Source organism: bacterium (genome assembly GCA_024224155.1).
In the GTDB taxonomy this organism is placed as follows: Bacteria; Acidobacteriota; Thermoanaerobaculia; order Multivoradales; family JAHEKO01; genus CALZIK01.
On sequence record JAAENP010000431.1, the window covers coordinates 1 to 15287 of the forward strand.

The 15287-nt window shown below is 62.4% G+C and carries 14 protein-coding genes and 1 rRNA gene; 3 read left to right on the forward strand and 12 right to left on the reverse strand.

Going from position 1 to position 15287, the window contains the following annotated elements; genetic code table 11:
• Positions 1 to 171: ribosomal RNA gene (locus GY769_21250) — 16S ribosomal RNA — on the reverse strand; the annotation flags it as partial.
• On the opposite strand from GY769_21250, the gene GY769_21255 reads away from it, so the two are divergent.
• Positions 167 to 358 (forward strand): hypothetical protein, encoded by a 192-nt coding sequence (locus GY769_21255; GenBank protein MCP4204445.1) that lies wholly within the window; start codon positions 167 to 169, stop codon positions 356 to 358. The genes GY769_21250 and GY769_21255 overlap by 5 nt on opposite strands.
• Positions 359 to 656: 298 nt before the next feature.
• Here GY769_21255 and GY769_21260 read toward each other — a convergent pair whose 3' ends face one another.
• The 11 genes from GY769_21260 to GY769_21310 form a co-directional block, all read right to left on the reverse strand.
• Positions 657 to 1274 carry a phosphoribosylglycinamide formyltransferase gene (locus tag GY769_21260; protein MCP4204446.1) on the reverse strand — a complete coding sequence of 206 codons (618 nt, stop codon included), beginning with the start codon at positions 1272 to 1274 and terminating at the stop codon, positions 657 to 659.
• A gap of 53 nt (positions 1275 to 1327) precedes the next feature.
• Positions 1328 to 2389: a phosphoribosylformylglycinamidine cyclo-ligase gene (locus tag GY769_21265; GenBank protein ID MCP4204447.1), complete on the reverse strand. Its 1062-nt coding sequence runs from the start codon at positions 2387 to 2389 to the stop codon at positions 1328 to 1330.
• Positions 2390 to 2396: 7 nt separating this feature from the next.
• Positions 2397 to 3788 (reverse strand): amidophosphoribosyltransferase, encoded by a 1392-nt coding sequence (gene purF, locus GY769_21270; GenBank protein MCP4204448.1) that lies wholly within the window; start codon positions 3786 to 3788, stop codon positions 2397 to 2399.
• Between the two features lie 12 nt (positions 3789 to 3800).
• Positions 3801 to 5996, reverse strand: a complete 2196-nt coding sequence (purL, locus tag GY769_21275; GenBank protein MCP4204449.1) for a phosphoribosylformylglycinamidine synthase subunit PurL — start codon at positions 5994 to 5996, stop codon at positions 3801 to 3803.
• The gene (gene purQ / locus GY769_21280; GenBank protein ID MCP4204450.1) at positions 5993 to 6694 is read right to left on the reverse strand and encodes a phosphoribosylformylglycinamidine synthase subunit PurQ; all 702 of its coding nucleotides are present in this window, start codon (positions 6692 to 6694) and stop codon (positions 5993 to 5995) included. Before purQ ends, purL begins: the two co-directional genes overlap by 4 nt.
• Positions 6691 to 6939, reverse strand: a complete 249-nt coding sequence (gene purS / locus GY769_21285; GenBank protein ID MCP4204451.1) for a phosphoribosylformylglycinamidine synthase subunit PurS — start codon at positions 6937 to 6939, stop codon at positions 6691 to 6693. The genes purQ and purS overlap by 4 nt, the downstream gene beginning before the upstream one ends.
• 30 nt (positions 6940 to 6969) lie before the next feature.
• The gene (locus GY769_21290; GenBank protein MCP4204452.1) at positions 6970 to 7791 is read right to left on the reverse strand and encodes an MBL fold metallo-hydrolase; all 822 of its coding nucleotides are present in this window, start codon (positions 7789 to 7791) and stop codon (positions 6970 to 6972) included.
• A gap of 77 nt (positions 7792 to 7868) precedes the next feature.
• Positions 7869 to 8627 carry a 3',5'-cyclic-nucleotide phosphodiesterase gene (locus GY769_21295; protein MCP4204453.1) on the reverse strand — a complete coding sequence of 253 codons (759 nt, stop codon included), beginning with the start codon at positions 8625 to 8627 and terminating at the stop codon, positions 7869 to 7871.
• Positions 8628 to 8727: 100 nt separating this feature from the next.
• Positions 8728 to 11691 carry a BamA/TamA family outer membrane protein gene (locus tag GY769_21300; protein ID MCP4204454.1) on the reverse strand — a complete coding sequence of 988 codons (2964 nt, stop codon included), beginning with the start codon at positions 11689 to 11691 and terminating at the stop codon, positions 8728 to 8730.
• 16 nt (positions 11692 to 11707) lie between these two features.
• Complete coding sequence (locus GY769_21305) at positions 11708 to 12439, reverse strand: hypothetical protein (protein MCP4204455.1); 732 nt, start codon at positions 12437 to 12439, stop codon at positions 11708 to 11710.
• Positions 12440 to 12525: 86 nt separating this feature from the next.
• On the reverse strand, positions 12526 to 12984 hold the full coding sequence (locus tag GY769_21310) for a tetratricopeptide repeat protein (protein ID MCP4204456.1): 459 nt from the start codon (positions 12982 to 12984) through the stop codon (positions 12526 to 12528).
• Between the two features lie 157 nt (positions 12985 to 13141).
• Here GY769_21310 and dprA point away from each other — a divergent pair, with 157 nt between their 5' ends.
• The gene (gene dprA, locus GY769_21315; protein MCP4204457.1) at positions 13142 to 14293 is read left to right on the forward strand and encodes a DNA-protecting protein DprA; all 1152 of its coding nucleotides are present in this window, start codon (positions 13142 to 13144) and stop codon (positions 14291 to 14293) included.
• A 100-nt stretch (positions 14294 to 14393) separates the two neighbouring features.
• Positions 14394 to 15287 (forward strand): type I DNA topoisomerase (gene topA / locus GY769_21320; protein ID MCP4204458.1); only part of this gene is annotated, 894 nt, incomplete at its 3' end.

Consider the following 15287-nt stretch of genomic DNA (forward strand, 5'->3'; position numbering starts at 1 on the left):
ATTAGCTCGAGTTTCCCCAAGTTATCCCCCGCTTCTGGGCAGGTTGCCCACGTGTTACTCACCCGTTCGCCGCTTTACTCGCTCCCCGAAGGGAACTTTCTCGCTCGACTTGCATGTGTTAAGCACGCCGCCAGCGTTCATTCTGAGCCAGGATCAAACTCTCCAGTTGAAAAGCTTGACGCTGCCGGCCCGGCTAAGAACCGACAACGAGTATCCTTCTGTAAAGAAAGAAATTGGTCGCTTCACCGCCGCGCGAAAGCGACGCGAAACGAAAGAAAAAAACGTTGACTTTTTCCTCTATTTAGTTTTCAAAGAACCGACGCACGCACGCACCCAATCGCCCAAGGGCGAACTCTGATGATATGTCGGTGTCGGGGCACCTGTCAAACGAGAGCGCTCGTCATCAAGAGCTTTCTCGAATGTTCTGCGGACCGGTGTCCCTGTCAAAGAAATCCTCGCTCCTCGGAGCAGGGAAAGGAATTGTAGAGGGTTGCAGGGCCAGCTGTCAAGAGGCTTCTGGCTCACCAGAACTGGCCTCTTAACTACCGATTAGCAAGGAAGAACGACGAGACCAGGAACCCCCCAACTGGTTTTCGGAGTGAGCGCACAGCAAAACCAGTCGGGAGGGGACACCCAGGAAGCGTGTCCCCGATGGCCTAAGAAAACACGACTCGCCGGCCTTCGACGCGCCAGCGTTCGGTCAGGAGGCGCTTCAGCGCCTCCGGATATAGCTTGTGCTCTTCGACCAGGATGCGAGCCGACAGCGAGATCGGATTGTCGTCGTCATGAACCGGCACGGAGCGCTGGAGCACGATCGGTCCATGGTCCAGCTTCTCGTCGACCAGGTGCACCGTGCAGCCCGAGATCCTGGCGCCCCACTCGAGGGCTTGTTCCTGCGCGTTCAGCCCGGGAAACGCGGGCAAGAGGGAAGGGTGTATGTTGAGAATCCTCTCGGCGTAGCGAGAGACGAAGTCGTCCGAAAGCAACCTCATGTAGCCGGCTAGGCAGATCCACTCGACCTCGGCATGCTCCAGCGCCGAGAGGACCTTCGTCTCGTGAGCTTCGCGGGTCGGGTCGTGCCGGTGCGGCAGGCAAACGGTCGGCAGCCTCAGCGAGCGCGCCTTCTCCAGGCCCTGCGCCTCAGCCACGTTCGAGATCACCACGGCGACCTCTGCCGGCACCTCCTTGCGCACCATCGCGCCGTGCAGCTCGAGGAAGTTCGAGCCCCGACCGGAGAGCAGGATGGCGACGCGAGTGGGGGATGTGGGGGACACAATACGTAATACTAGGTTCGGCCAGACTTCGGAGAGCGACTCGGGCAACAGTATTACGTATTGTGTCCCCCTAGGTCGTAGACCACACCAGCGCCTCCCTTTTGCACCGTACCGATCGGACTGGCCTTGGCGCCCGCGCTGTTAAGGGCCGTCATTACCTCGGCGACGCCGTCCGGAGCAACGATCAAGCACATACCGATCCCCATATTGAAAACCCGGAACATCTCTTCGGTGTCGATCTCGCCGTAGCGTTGTAGCAGATGAAAGATCTCCGGGATCTCCCAGGCACCGACCTTGATCTGGACATGCGCCTTCCGCGGTAAGACCCTCGGCAGGTTGTCCGTGAGACCGCCGCCCGTGATGTGAGCCAGCGCGTGCAGCGCGGGGTGTTCGAGAATCGGCTCGATTGCCGTCCTGTAGGAACGATGAACCGCGAGAAGCTGGCGCGTGACGCTGGCCTTCGAGCTCGAGCCCGGTATCCGGTCGCCGGCATCGAGTCCGAGGTCCTCGAAGAACACCTTCCTGGCCAGCGAGTATCCGTTGGTGTGGAGCCCCGACGACGCCAGGCCCAGAACGACGTCGTTCTGACGAACTCGACCACCGTCGAGGATCTTCGACCGGTCGACCACGCCGACGACGAACCCGACCAACTCGTAGTCCCCTTCCTCATAGAAGCCCGGCATCTCGGCGGTCTCTCCGCCAAGGAGCACGCAGTCGTTGTCCTTGCAGGCCGCGGCAAGACCGGTTACCAATTGTTCCATCGCGTGCGGCTCCAGGACGCCGGCACCGACGTAGTCCAGAAAGAACAGCGGCAGAGCTCCCTGCACCAGAATGTCGTTGACGCAGTGATTGACCAGATCCCGGCCGACGGTCGAATACTCGCCTGCCAGCCGAGCGACACGCAGCTTGGTGCCGACGCCGTCGGCGGAGGCCACCAGTACCGGTTCTTTCAGCCCGGCGAGCTCGGGCCGAAACAAGCCACCGAAGCTCCCCACATCGGAGAGCACATTCCGGTTGAAGGTGCTCTTGACGAGCCTCTTGACTCTCCCCAGTGCCTCTGACTGGGCGTCTATGTCGACCCCCGCTTTCGCGTATGCGCCCCGCTTCTCGCTCATAACGAGCTCATTCCTCTTCGGTGCGAATCGGAAAGAGCTCCTGCTGGCGGCGATCCACGTCGGAGGGATCCACAGGGTACTCGCCCGTCCAACACGCCGTGCAGTAGCTCTGTCGCGGCCCGGAAACGCAGGACAGCATTCCGTTTAGCGACAAATACGCCAGGCTGTCGGCGCCCGCGAAGTCCCTTATCTCGTCGATATCGTGATCCGAAGCAATCAGTTCGACAGCGGTCGGCATGTCGATTCCGTAGTGACAGGGCCGGATAGTCGGTGGACACGAGATCCGCAAATGAACCTCGGCGGCCCCGGCGTCGCGCACCATCTTGACGATCTTCGGAGACGTCGTGCCACGGACGATCGAATCATCGACCAGCACAACTCGACGATCTCGAATCAGCTCCCGTACCGGATTGAGCTTGACCTTGACGCCGAAGTGCCGGATCGATTGCTTCGGCTCGATGAATGTCCGACCGACGTAGTGATTGCGAATCAGGCCGAACTCCAGCGGCAGACCCGACTCACGCGCGTAGCCGAGCGCCGCGAAGAGTCCCGAATCGGGAACCGGTACGACGACATCCGCCTCGGTCGGCGCTTCCCGGGCGAGCGCGCCGCCCATCTTCAGCCGGCTATCGGAAACGCTGTCACCGAAGATTCGGCTGTCCGGGCGGGCGAAGTACACCTGCTCGAAGATGCAGCGAGCCGGCGCATCGTCAACCGGTTGGCGGTAACTCTCCAACTTTCCGTTACGGGCCACCAGCACCTCGCCCAGCTCCAGGTCGCGCACGGTTTCCGCCTCGAGCAGATCGAAGGCGCAGCTCTCGGATGCGAAGCAGGGACTGCCATCGTATTCGCCGAAAAGAAGCGGCCGGAAACCGTGCGGATCCCGGGCCGCGATCAGGCAGTCGCGAGTCAAGAGCAAGAGCGAGTAGGCACCGCGCACTCTCTTCAGCGCCTCCAGAAGCGCTTCGACGACATCCTGTCTCGGGTCGCGAGCCATCAAATGGAGAATGACTTCGGTGTCGGAAGTTGTCTGAAAAATCGAGCCGCCGAGCTCGAGCTCCTGACGCAACTCGACCGCGTTGACCAGATTTCCGTTATGGACCAGAGCCAGCGGTCCCATCGAGGTGTTCACAACCAACGGCTGCGCGTTGGAGTGAACACTCGAGCCCGAAGTCGAGTAACGAGCATGCCCAATGGCCCGGCTACCGGGAAGTCGAGCCAGCGTGCGCTCAGAGAAGATATCCGCGACGTAGCCCATGCCCCGCTCGACATGAAAGCGGCCGTCGCATTCGGAGACCAGGCCGGCACTCTCTTGCCCGCGATGCTGGAGGGCGTAGAGCCCTAGGTACGCATAGTTGGCCGCATCGATGAGCCCGTCAATGCCGAAAATGCCGCACATGGTGGAAAGGTCCTATCCGAGCGCCTTGGGCAACGCCCTCGACCAGAGCTCGTGGAGCCGAGCGACGGTCGCGTCGATTCTCCCGCCATCGAACTCGAGTGCCAACTTGTCGCCGCCCGTCGACCCGACCTCCGCCGCCGGAACGCCACGGGCCTCGGCGCTCGTCATGAACCGATCGACCCTCTCAGCCGGAGCGGCGACGATCGCCCGCGCCTGAGATTCCGAAAAGAGACCCCTGGCGCTCGAATCGAGCGCGACTTCGACTCCGACACCCGCCCCAAACGCAGCCTCCGCCAGAGCCACGGCCAGGCCACCCACCGAGATGTCGTGGGCGGACCGTATCAGCCCTTCGGCGATCGCCATGCGCAGGAAAACGGCGAGCCGATTCTCCTCGCCCAGGTTCACTTTGGGAGGAGCGCCCTGCTCCGTGTCATGACAGATCCGCAGGTACGCCGAGCCGCCGAACTCTCCGAGATCGTCGCCCAGGACCAGTATCCGGTCGCCAGGATGAGTGAAATGGGCACCGACCGCGTTGTTCAGCTTCTGGATCAAACCGACCACCGCAACCGTCGGCGTCGGATAGATCCCGGAGCCCTCGGTCTCGTTGTAGAAAGAGACGTTGCCGGATACCACCGGCACCGACAGCTCCCGGCAGGCCTCGGACATGCCGCGCACGGCCTCTCGAAACTGCCAGGCAATCTCGGGCCGCTCGGGATTGCCGAAGTTGAGGCAGTCGGTCAAGCCCACCGGCTCGGCACCCACGCAAGCGAGATTGCGAACCGCTTCGGCAACCGCCTGGGCCGCACCCTGGAAAGGATCGAGCCCGCAGTAGACCGGGTTGACCTCAGAAACCAGAGCCAGCGCGGACGGTGTGCCCTTGAGTCTCAACACCGCGGCGTCGCCGCCGGGACCGACAACGGTGTTGGTTCGCACCGAGTGGTCGTATTGACGCCAGATCCACTCCTTGGAACCGAGCTCCACGGACGACAACAGCGCTTCGAGACTGGCGAGTGGATCTTCGGGCTCGGGCACTGCCGGCGGCCTCTGCCGCTCGGCCAGGTCTCGTGGCACCTCGACCGGCCGGCGATACTCCGGCGCATTCTGGGTCAGGGGGAGCACCGGCATGTCGGCGACCACTGCGCCTCCCAAGGACAACCGAGCACGGCCGTCCGCGGTAACGCGACCGATCGTGTCGACCGGCAAGCCCCACTTCTCGAACACCCGCACCACCTCTTCCTCCCGTCCCTTTTCCGCCACCAGCACCATGCGCTCCTGGGACTCGGAGAGCATCATCTCGTAGGGCGAGAGACCGGGCTCCCGAAGAGGCACGCGGTCGAGGTCGATCTCGACGCCGGTGCTCTCTCGACCGGCCATCTCGAAGGCCGAGCTGGTGAGACCGGCGGCCCCCATGTCCTGAATGCCGACGACCGCGCCGGTCTTCATCGCCTCGAGACAAGCTTCGAGCAGAACCTTCTCGGTGAACGGATCCCCGACTTGAACCGTGGGACGCTTGGCCTCGCTGTCGGCCTCGAACGACTCCGAAGCCATGGTGGCTCCGTGGATGCCGTCGCGCCCGGTCCGGCTGCCCGCATACAGAAGCGGGTTACCCTCTCCCGCCGCTCGCGCCAGAAAGAGCTGGTCGTGACGAGCAATACCCAGGGCGAAGGCGTTGACCAGAATGTTCTGATTGTAGGAGCGATGAAAACCGGTTTCTCCGCCGACCGTGGGGATGCCCACGCAGTTGCCGTAGTCGCCGATGCCCCGTACCACGCCATCGACCAAGTGGCGCATGCGAGGGGCGTCTATCTCGCCGAAACGCAAGGAATCCAGACAGGCGATCGGCCGCGCGCCCATGGTGAAGACGTCACGAAGGATGCCGCCAACACCGGTGGCTGCACCCTGATAGGGCTCGATGAAACTCGGATGGTTGTGACTCTCCATCTTGAACACCGCCAGCCAGCCGTGGCCGACATCGACGACGCCGGCGTTCTCACCGGGCCCTTGAACCACCCGAGCGCCGGTGGTCGGAAGCTCTCTCAAATAGGCCTTGGACGACTTGTAGGAGCAATGCTCCGACCACAGGGCCGAGGTGATGCCGAGCTCGGTATAGCTCGGCGTCCGGCCCAGGATCTCGACCAGCCGCTCGTACTCCTCGCCACTCAGACCATGCTGATCGGCAAGCTCGGCTGTGACTCGGGGCTCGGTCACGCCGCGCCCTCCGCCGCGCCTTCCATCAGGCCCTGAAAGAGGGCGAGACCGCCTTGGTTACCCAGAACCTCCTCGGCACAGCGCTCGGGATGAGGCATCATGCCCAGCACGTTGCCGGCTTCGTTCACCACCCCGGCGATGGCATTCGCGGAGCCGTTCACATTCCAGACCTGGTCCAGATCGCCGGCCGGTGACACATATCGAAACACGACCTGCTTCGAGCCTTCGACGCGCTCGAGACCGTCCGGCGTGTCCTCATAGTTGCCCTCGGCGTGGGCGATCGGAATCCGGAGAACCGCCCCCAGATCGTAGCGGCACGTGAACGGCAAATCGTGGCGATCGACTCTCAGATACACGTCACGGCACTCGAATCTGAGCGTCTTGTTCCTGCGCATGGCTCCCGGCAGCAGCCCGCATTCCTGCAGAATCTGAAAGCCGTTGCAGATTCCCAAGACCGGCCCCCCGCGCTCGGCAAAGCTCTTGACCGAGCCCAGGATCGGCGACTGCGCGGCGAGCGCGCCGGCTCTCAGGTAGTCACCGTACGAAAAACCTCCGGGAACGACGACCAGATCCGCATCACCCACCTCGGTCGCCTCGTGCCAGAGAAAAGCCGTCTCGCAGCCGAGAACGTGCTTGAGCACGTGGTAGACGTCGTGGTCGCAATTGCTGCCCGGGAAGACGACGATGCCGCACTTCATTCTTCGGCAACCAGTTCGAGCTCGAAGTCCTCGACGATGGGGTTCGACAGCAGCTTCGAGCACATTTGCTGCAAACGTTCGCGGGCGGTTGAGTCGCTGGTGGTCTCGATCTCGATCTCGAAGCTCTTGCCCGCTCGCACCTCGGTCACCTCATCGAAGCCGACCCGGTTGAGCGCATTGCAGATCGCCTTGCCCTGAGGGTCCAGAATCTCGCGCCTGGGGTAGACCGTCACTTTCGCTCGCACTTCGGGTTCCTCCTAGCTATCGGCGCGGCGTCATGCATTCACGCTCAGCCACGGTGTCGGCTGAGACTGCTCGCTCACGCAGATCTCGGTGCGAGCGATGCCCAGAGACAGGACCCGGGCCACGGCCTCGCGCGCCAGCACCGGCAAGTTGTTGGTTCGAGACAGGTGGTAGAGAACGACCCATTGCAGGCGCCTGGACATGATCTCGCGCAGCCCGTCGGCCGCGTCGTGATTCGAAAGATGACCATTGTCGCCGGCGATCCGCTTCTTCAACGGCCAGGGATAGGGCCCCTGTTGGAGCATCTCGATGTCATGATTGGTCTCGAGCACCAAAGCGTCCAGATTGCGCAGCCGGCGCCAGGCCTCGACCGAGCGCCTACCCAGGTCGGCGGCCAGCCCCAGCCGGCAACCCTCGGACTCCACCACCAGCCCGACCGGTTCGCGGGCGTCGTGAGGCACCGCGAAGGGTTCGATCGAGAAGGGCCCGGCCTCGAACGACCTGCCCGACTCGATGACGGCCGGCTCGGGGGAATGCGCCAGGAGCCGAACCGCCGACAACGTGCCGCGGGTGGCATAGATCGGAACACCGTGGCGGCGCGAGAAACGAGGCGCACCGCGCGAGTGGTCACCATGCTCGTGGGTGAGGATCACCGCGGCGAATCGATCGGGGGAGGCCCCGACCGCTTGGAGACGGCGCTCGATCTCGCGACACGAGAAGCCGGCATCGACGAGGATGCTCTCGTCGCCGCTCTCGACCAACACGCAATTACCCGCACTGCCCGAGCCGAGAACGCAGAATCGCATCGAAGCGCCGCCGAATGCGAGCGGGAGCTGCTCGGCGCTAGCGCGCATGGCTCTTTCGCACCGCAGTCGGAGGGTCGAAACGGCTGGCCCGGCTCAAATGCTCGCTCCAATCGACGGCGCGAAGACTAGAACTCATAGATGCGGCTCTGCTCCAGGAAACCCACGCGGGGATTGTTCAGAGTCCGCACCTCGTGAACGATTCTCTCGATGCAGGGTGGCTTCAGATGATGCAAGTAAATCGGGACCTCGGGCTGCAGTTTTTGAATCTCCTGCGACATTGTCTGGGGCGTCAGATGAAGCGAGAGGTCTGCGATCCGCTGCATCGAATTGTCGAAGCTGGTATCTAGACATACGGCCTTCAAGCCCGAGGCCGCGTTGGCGATCTCCCAAAGCCTTACCGTGGGACCGGTGTCGCTCGACCACACCACCGACACCCCCTCCTGTTCGATCAGGTACCCGAACGTCGGAACCACATGATCCACGAAGAACGGTGTAAAGGTCACGCCGTTGAGCGTGATCGGCACCTCCTCCTCGAGCTCGCAAAACCGGATCGATGGCAGCAGGTTGTTGGGCAGTCGAGTGAAGTCTGGCCAGGAAGCGTTGTTGAACAGATGCCTTCGGATCGAGTACGTCGTCGGCGCCGAAGCGTAGACATCGATTGCCTTCGTTTGGCCGTACACGTTCTCCACGAAGAACGGCAGCGAGTTAGTGTGGTCCATATGGGAATGGGTGAGCAAGACCGTTTCGACCTTGCGCTGGCGGTCGATCGGAAGCGCCTGCGACAACGAGCCCGCGTCGAGCGCGATGCTGTCGTTGATCAAGAGGCAAGTCAGTCGGCATTTGACGCTCTCGCCGCCGTAACTGCCGAGGACCTCGATCCGCATAGGAACAGCGTGAGTCTATCCGGCTCGCCCTACCCTCACAAGACAAGAAAGAGCGGCGCCGGAGGCGCCGCTCTTCAGCCCCGTGGGACGGGTTCCGGCGCTAGAATCTGCGGCCGATCCATATCGACGAGTCGAAGCCGTCTTCCGAATCCTTGAAGTCCCACTGCTTGGCCCAGTCGATGTTGAAGTCCAGGCCAAAGAGCCTCAGGGTGACGCCGAAGCCGTAGCTCGAGACACCGTCGACCAGCCGGTCGTCTTCGTCGAGGAACTTGAAGCTCTGCACGGAATCGTACCAGGCGCCGGCGATGTCGAGGAAGAACACGCCGCGCACGTTGCCCTGAAAAATGGGAGTAGAGAGCCGGTCGAGGAAGGGAAACCGCAACTCGAAGTTGGTGTAGAACGCCCGGTCGCCAACCAGCGACCGGAAGTCGAACCCGCGAACCGTGTCGAGGCCACCGAAGTAGAACGGATTCGGAAAGTTTCCCTCACTGGCGTAGGCGACTCCCCTGAAGGCCAGCTGCGACCGACGGGTCAGCTTGAAATACTGTCGATAATCCACCGCCAGGTTGCTGGTCAGGGTGCCGCTCTCGTCGAGATCGGGCGCATAGCTGCCACTGAGGTTCCAACGCCGGCCGCCGACGTAGCCCCAGGGACTCAAGACCACGGTGTCGCCCACGATGCCCGCGCTCAGGATTGGAAAGTCGTCCTTGCGCGGAGTGATGAGCGGAACGGGTTCCCCGGTTTCTGGGTCCCGAATCACCTGACCGTCGATATCGAACAGAAACGTCTGAAATCCGATGTCCCGGAAGGTGTATCCCAAGCCGAAGCTCACCCGATGCGAGACATTGATCGGATAGCTGAGGGAGAAATTGGCGCCGGTCTGGCTGAACGCCGTAGGCCCGCGCTCGAGAAACCCGGTCCGCTGATCCTGTCCGATGAAGAAATCGCGGTCATCGAAGAGATGCACCTGCCAGTTCCATCGATTCGACAGGTTGGCGTAGATGACGTCGAAGTTCTGGAAGTTCTCGATCGACTGAAAGGCGCCGATGATCCTGCGGTCGCCGAGAAAGTCGGAAAGCTGGATGAAGGAGGCACCGATGAAAGTCTGGTCGTCGGAGACGCCAACGGTTCCGCCGATGTCCTCGATGAAGAACTTGCGGCCGCCGAACTTGCCTTTGTTCCGGTCGTCGAGAGTCACCTCGATCGGCGGCTCGAACTGCTTCAGGTCCTCCGGTATCGAACCCTCGACTGAAAAGTCACCTCCCTTGACGATCACTTCCGGCTCGGTAATCGGCTCCTCCGGATCCAAAAGGTAGAGATCGAAACGTCCCTTCCAGAACGCCGTAAAAACCAGTCGTTCGGTGCCGTCCGGATTCGCGAGCAGGGTTGGCGTAAAACAGCCGGTAACCGAATTCGTGTGTCGCTTGATCTCGCCGCTGGCGAGATCAAGACTGTAGATGTTGTTGACCTCGGTGCGATCGGAGGTGAAGTAGACACGGTTGCCGTCGGCAGAGTACACCGCGTCGGTGTCGTTCCACTGGCCGTCGGTCAACGGAAACCGCTCGGTCGGTGAGTCGAGGTCGACCCGAAACAGCTTGCCGTAGCCGCCGACGACCGAGGTCATGACCAGCGACCTGCCGTCGGGAGAGTAGACCGGTGCGGCGTCGAAAATCGCGTCGTTGGTCAACTTGGCGACCTCACCGGTATCGACGTTGATCTCGAAGATATCGAACTGTCCACCTTGATGGCCCGAGAAAGCCACCGTCCGCCCGTCGGCACTCCAAGCGGGTGCGAACTGCTGCTCGACGTCCATATCGATGACGTTCGTGATCTTGCCTTTCAACACGTCGAGCACGACCAGACTTCGTCCCTTCTGCCGACGCGCGAAGAATGCGATGCGGTCGCCGTCGGGTGAGAAAGACAGGTCGCGTCCCATGCGTCGACCCATGGTCAACTCCTGGGCGATGAAGTACTGGAACTCGGCCTCGTCGAATCCCTTGGTGAGGTTGCGTAGCTCCTCTCTGCGCCTGGCGTCGTAGAGCACGATGTCGACCTGGGCCGAGTTGACGCTGCTGTAGGCGCTGCCGTCGGTACTGAAGGCGACCAGCAGATCACCCGAAGGCGACGCCGCCGGAGAGGCCTGCACGGCAATCGGGCCCTTCTTCTCGCGGAACCTGCGGCCGAAATCCGCCGGTTCGCCGGTGGCAATGAGCTCGGGAAGATACTTCTTCCGGAGCCAGCGCCGAAAGTCGGCGTCGAAATCCTCGGGCTCGACCTGAAAGGTCCGCTGCACCGAGCGCCCGGTGCGCGCGCCGAGGGTGTTACGGGTCTCGATCATGAAATCGCGCACGCCTTCCTTGCCGTAGATCTCCTCGATGTAATCGAACACGGCGTGACCGAATCGGTAGGCGAAGAAGCCGCCGAAGTCCTGGCTCACCGGCGGGATGCGATCGTTGACGACGGCATCGCGCAAGTACATCTTGTCGCGCGCCGACTCATCGTGCGCCATGTAGCTGGCCATGCCTTCCATGAACCAGGTCGGCGGTGCCGAGGCAACCCCCTTGCCGAGGTTGCCTCCGAAGATCATGTGGTACTGGAAGATGTGCGTCAGCTCGTGAAGCAACAGTTCATAGAGCTCGGGACCCGGCAGATCCACCGGTAGAACCATCCGGTTGCGCACCGGGCTGGCAAAGGCGCCGATACCCTCCGGAATGAAGTTCAGGATGATATTGGTCTGCTCGAAATCCGAGTGTGTCTCGTAGAAGATCAGCGGTGTGGCTTCTTCGATCTTGAAATTGAAGGCCACCGACAGCTCGTCGTAGGCGCTCTCGGCATAGGAAACGATCTTCTGCAGAAGGGGCGCCTCGGACTCGTAGTAGTAAACGTCGAAATGAGGAGAGTGGTAGACCTGCCACTCGAAGTTCTCGTAGCGGACCTTGTTCTTGCCGAACTGCGCCGCCACCGGACTCGCGGAGGCCAGGACGCCGACGGCCAGGCAGCCCGCTACCGCCAAGCGTGCTGCGGACCGGGTGAAACTCTTGTGAAGATTTGTTGACCGCAACACACCGCTCTCCTCAGGTTCAGTTGGTGAAAAGAAGCCGCGTGGTTTCGACACGCTTCTGACTAAAGACGCCCGAGATACGGTCCTCCAGCGCCTGGAGATTCTCGAACATTCCGGTCAAGGGATCGACGCTCTCGCCCGCGAACTGCTTGAAATCCTTGAAATTGTCGGAATAGACGCGGTTGCCGGTCTTGCCGTTGTAGACCTCCATGACGATGTCGTACTCGAAGCCGGTCTGCTCGACCAGGACTTGTCGATAGTACGTTCTGCCGTCGTAGGGCGATTCATAGGGCTCGGTCCGATAGCCGCTTCGATCCTGAATGTCGAAGTCGAGGCTTCCTGCCAGAATCAGATCGGCCCCGGTGCGTTCCCCCACGACCCGCCAGAAGTCGCTGTTCTGCGATAGGTCGGCGAAATCGTAGGTCGGGTAATCGACCGGGCCGGCCGCCACGAACTTGAGCCGCGTCCGTCGCCTGAGGATTCTCTTCAGGTAGCTCTCGAACTCCTCCTGGACATTGACACCGCGGCGCTCGATCGGCATCTCGCCCTCCTGAGCGACAACCAGAAAAGGCGCCAGAGTCACGGTTTCGACGTTCGTGAGGTCCAGGCGGGCTCGAACCGGCACCCTGAAACGCACTTCGACCGTGTTGCCGGCGACCGCGGCCTCGGACATCGCCAGTCCCAATAGGAGGACACCCGGCAGGACAGCGAACCCGAGGGCCGGTGGGCTTAAGTTCTTGATCCAGGGCATTGGTTAGCCTCCCATTGGGCTCTGTTCTGGCGCTTCTTGCGAAGGCTCGTCTACCGGCTCGGCAAGCAAGGTCCGGACCGTCGCCGCTATCGCCTAGAACCGCCGTTTCCGTTGGCCTCGCCTTCGCCGGACTCGTCGGCAGATTCGTCCGCCTTCGGCTCGTCGTCGGTCTTCGGGCGCAGACTCTCGTAGAACTCGACGAACTGCGCGTAGTTTCGGCGTAGCTCTTTGTTCGCGGAATCTCCTTCCAGGGCACGTTTGTAGTGCTCGAGAGCCAGTTCGAACTCGCCGATCGCCTCGTAGGCCACGGCCATGTTGTTGAGCACTCGAACGTCGCCCGGACGCTCCTTCAAGACCCTTGAAAAGCGAAAAAGGGCTTCATTCCAGAGCCCACGTTTCGCCATTTGGATGCCGAAGGCGAGCTGCGAATCGGTTCGGTCTTCCTTAGCCGCCTCCGCCGGGATCGCCGCGCAGCACAGCGCCGCCACGATCAGGACGACCGAGAAACGGCGCGTCCACTGAAACGACTCGTAACCTAATCGCATTCGAGTAACTTCCTCCAGGCCCTCACCCCGCGTTCGGACCTCGAGGTGAAGCAATTCCGGGTCCAGCAGTATATACGAGCCCTAACGCGCACGGATTTGGCTATTTTCTTGCTCGCCGAGTCGTCGAAGCGCCAGGCTCCGGCCCCGGCCCGCGTCTTTGCTCAATGTGGATGCCGAGTTTCTCGACGAGCTGATCGTGGCCCTCAACGCCTGTCCTTTCGTGTCGAGAGAGTCCAGTTGCCGGCTCTCGGCTGCGCCCCAAGACTGGCTTCGGACGCCGGCGAGCACAATTGGAGAGCGAGCTCAGGACCTGAAAGTGCCGGCCAAGGCGATTCGGCACGGCCTCGAGTGCGCCCGTCGAGCCCGTCAACTGGCCGGCCGCGAAAGAGCCCGAGCTCGGGAAGCGGACAGCTTCATCGTCACCCGGCACAGCGCTCGGTACCCTCGCGAGTTGCTGGCTCTCGAGCTGCCGCCGCCTGCGCTCTACGTCCGCGGACAGCTCAGCGCCCAACCCGGCGTCTCGATTGTCGGCTCCCGGAAGGCCGATCCCTACGGCATCGAGGCGGCCGAGAAGTTCTCCGGAGGACTGGCCGCGAACGGTCTCACGGTGGTTTCGGGGCTCGCCCTGGGCGTAGATTCAGCGGCACATGAGGGAGCCCTCGCGGTCGGCGGCCGGACCGTGGCCGTGCTTGGCTGCGGAATCGACGTGGACTACCCGCGAAGCAATCGGCGGTTGCGATCCCGCATCGTCGAGAATGGCGCCATCGTCACCGAGTTTCCGCTCGGAACGCCACCCGAGCCACACCACTTTCCCATTCGCAATCGCATCATCGCGGCCCTGGGCTGTGGAACGCTCGTCGTCCGCGGCACGCCGCGATCGGGATCTCTGATTACCGCCGGCTGTGCGCTGGCCCTGGGCCGTCTGGTCTGGGCTATTCCGGGCAACATCTTCGACCCGCGCTCCATGGGACCGAACAGCTTGATTCGGGACGGTGCCCATCCGGTGCAAGACGTGGACGAACTCCTCGTGACCCTCCCCACCGCGGTTCAGAGCGAGCTCGAATCCGACTCGACCCGGGACGGCGCCTCGGCCGAGGCCGAGCCCGCTCGTGACGACTTGGCCGAGGTATTCCATGCGATTCCCGCCGGCCGGACCGCAGATGCCGCGGACCTCCTCGAGCGGACCGGACTCGGTCTGGATGCGGTGCTGAGCCTTCTCGTCGAGCTCGAGATCATGGGCTTCCTGACCCGTTACCCCGGTCCGGTCTGGGGCCGCAGCGGAACTCCACCGAGGGAATCGAAGGAATGACGCCTTGGTTGCGGGCGTTTGCAATCCGGTGGTAACGTCCGCGACCGCCGCGGCAGTCCTCAGCACGGAAACCAGCCCAGCCCACAGATCGGAAGACATTTTGGCCAAGAACCTGATCATCGTCGAGAGCCCGACAAAGACCAAAACGCTCAAGAAATTCCTTGGGCGTGACTACGCAGTCGAGGCGTCGGTGGGTCACATTCGCGATCTCGAGAAGAAGGACCTGGGGATTGGAGCGAACTTCGAGCCCCGGTACCGCGTGCTGCCCAAGAAAGCGGACGTAGTCAAGAAGCTCAGAGCTCAAGCCAAGAAGGCGGAGACCGTCTTCCTGGCTCCCGATCCGGACCGTGAAGGCGAAGCCATCGCCTGGCATATCGCCGAGGTTCTGGATCGGGATCCGGACACCATCCGCCGGGTGACCTTCAACGAAATCACCCAGAACGCGGTGCTCGCCGCCCTCGAGCATCCGGGCGAGATCAATCAGAGCCGGGTCGAGGCGCAGCAGGCCCGACGCATTCTCGATCGACTGATGGGCTTCAAGCTATCGCCGCTGCTCTGGGACAAGGTCAAACGCGGGCTGTCGGCCGGGCGGGTTCAGTCGGTCGCGCTGAAGATGGTGTGCGAGCGCCAGGCGGAGATCGACGCCTTCAACCCGGTCGAGTACTGGATCATCTCTGCCGACCTGGAGGCTTCGAAGCCGCCCGCCTTCACCGCGAGACTCCAGAGAATCGATGGCGACAAGGCCGAGGTCGGCAACGGCGACGATGCCGCCAAGATCGTAGCGGCCCTCGAGACCGGCGACTTCAAGGTCGCTGAGATCGCCAGAAGAGAGTCCAAGCAGCGCCCGACTCCACCGTTCATCACCAGCCGCCTCCAGCAGGTAGCTTCGCGGCGGTTCGGCTTCTCGGCCAAGCGAACCATGGGCGTGGCCCAGGGCCTATATGAGGGCAAAGAAATAGGAAGCCGGGGCGCGGTCGGTCTCATCACTTACATG

Bases quoted from the DNA above. Each gene is read 5' to 3' on its own strand.
- GY769_21305 (MCP4204455.1), bottom strand. From the start codon at position 12,439: ATGCCCTGGATCAAGAACTTAAGCCCACCGGCCCTCGGGTTCGCTGTC.
- purF (MCP4204448.1), bottom strand. From the start codon at position 3,788: ATGTGCGGCATTTTCGGCATTGACGGGCTCATCGATGCGGCCAACTAT.
- GY769_21265 (MCP4204447.1), bottom strand. From the start codon at position 2,389: ATGAGCGAGAAGCGGGGCGCATACGCGAAAGCGGGGGTCGACATAGAC.
- GY769_21290 (MCP4204452.1), bottom strand. From the start codon at position 7,791: ATGCGCGCTAGCGCCGAGCAGCTCCCGCTCGCATTCGGCGGCGCTTCG.
- GY769_21295 (MCP4204453.1), bottom strand. From the start codon at position 8,627: ATGCGGATCGAGGTCCTCGGCAGTTACGGCGGCGAGAGCGTCAAATGC.
- GY769_21310 (MCP4204456.1), bottom strand. From the start codon at position 12,984: ATGCGATTAGGTTACGAGTCGTTTCAGTGGACGCGCCGTTTCTCGGTC.
- purQ (MCP4204450.1), bottom strand. From the start codon at position 6,694: ATGAAGTGCGGCATCGTCGTCTTCCCGGGCAGCAATTGCGACCACGAC.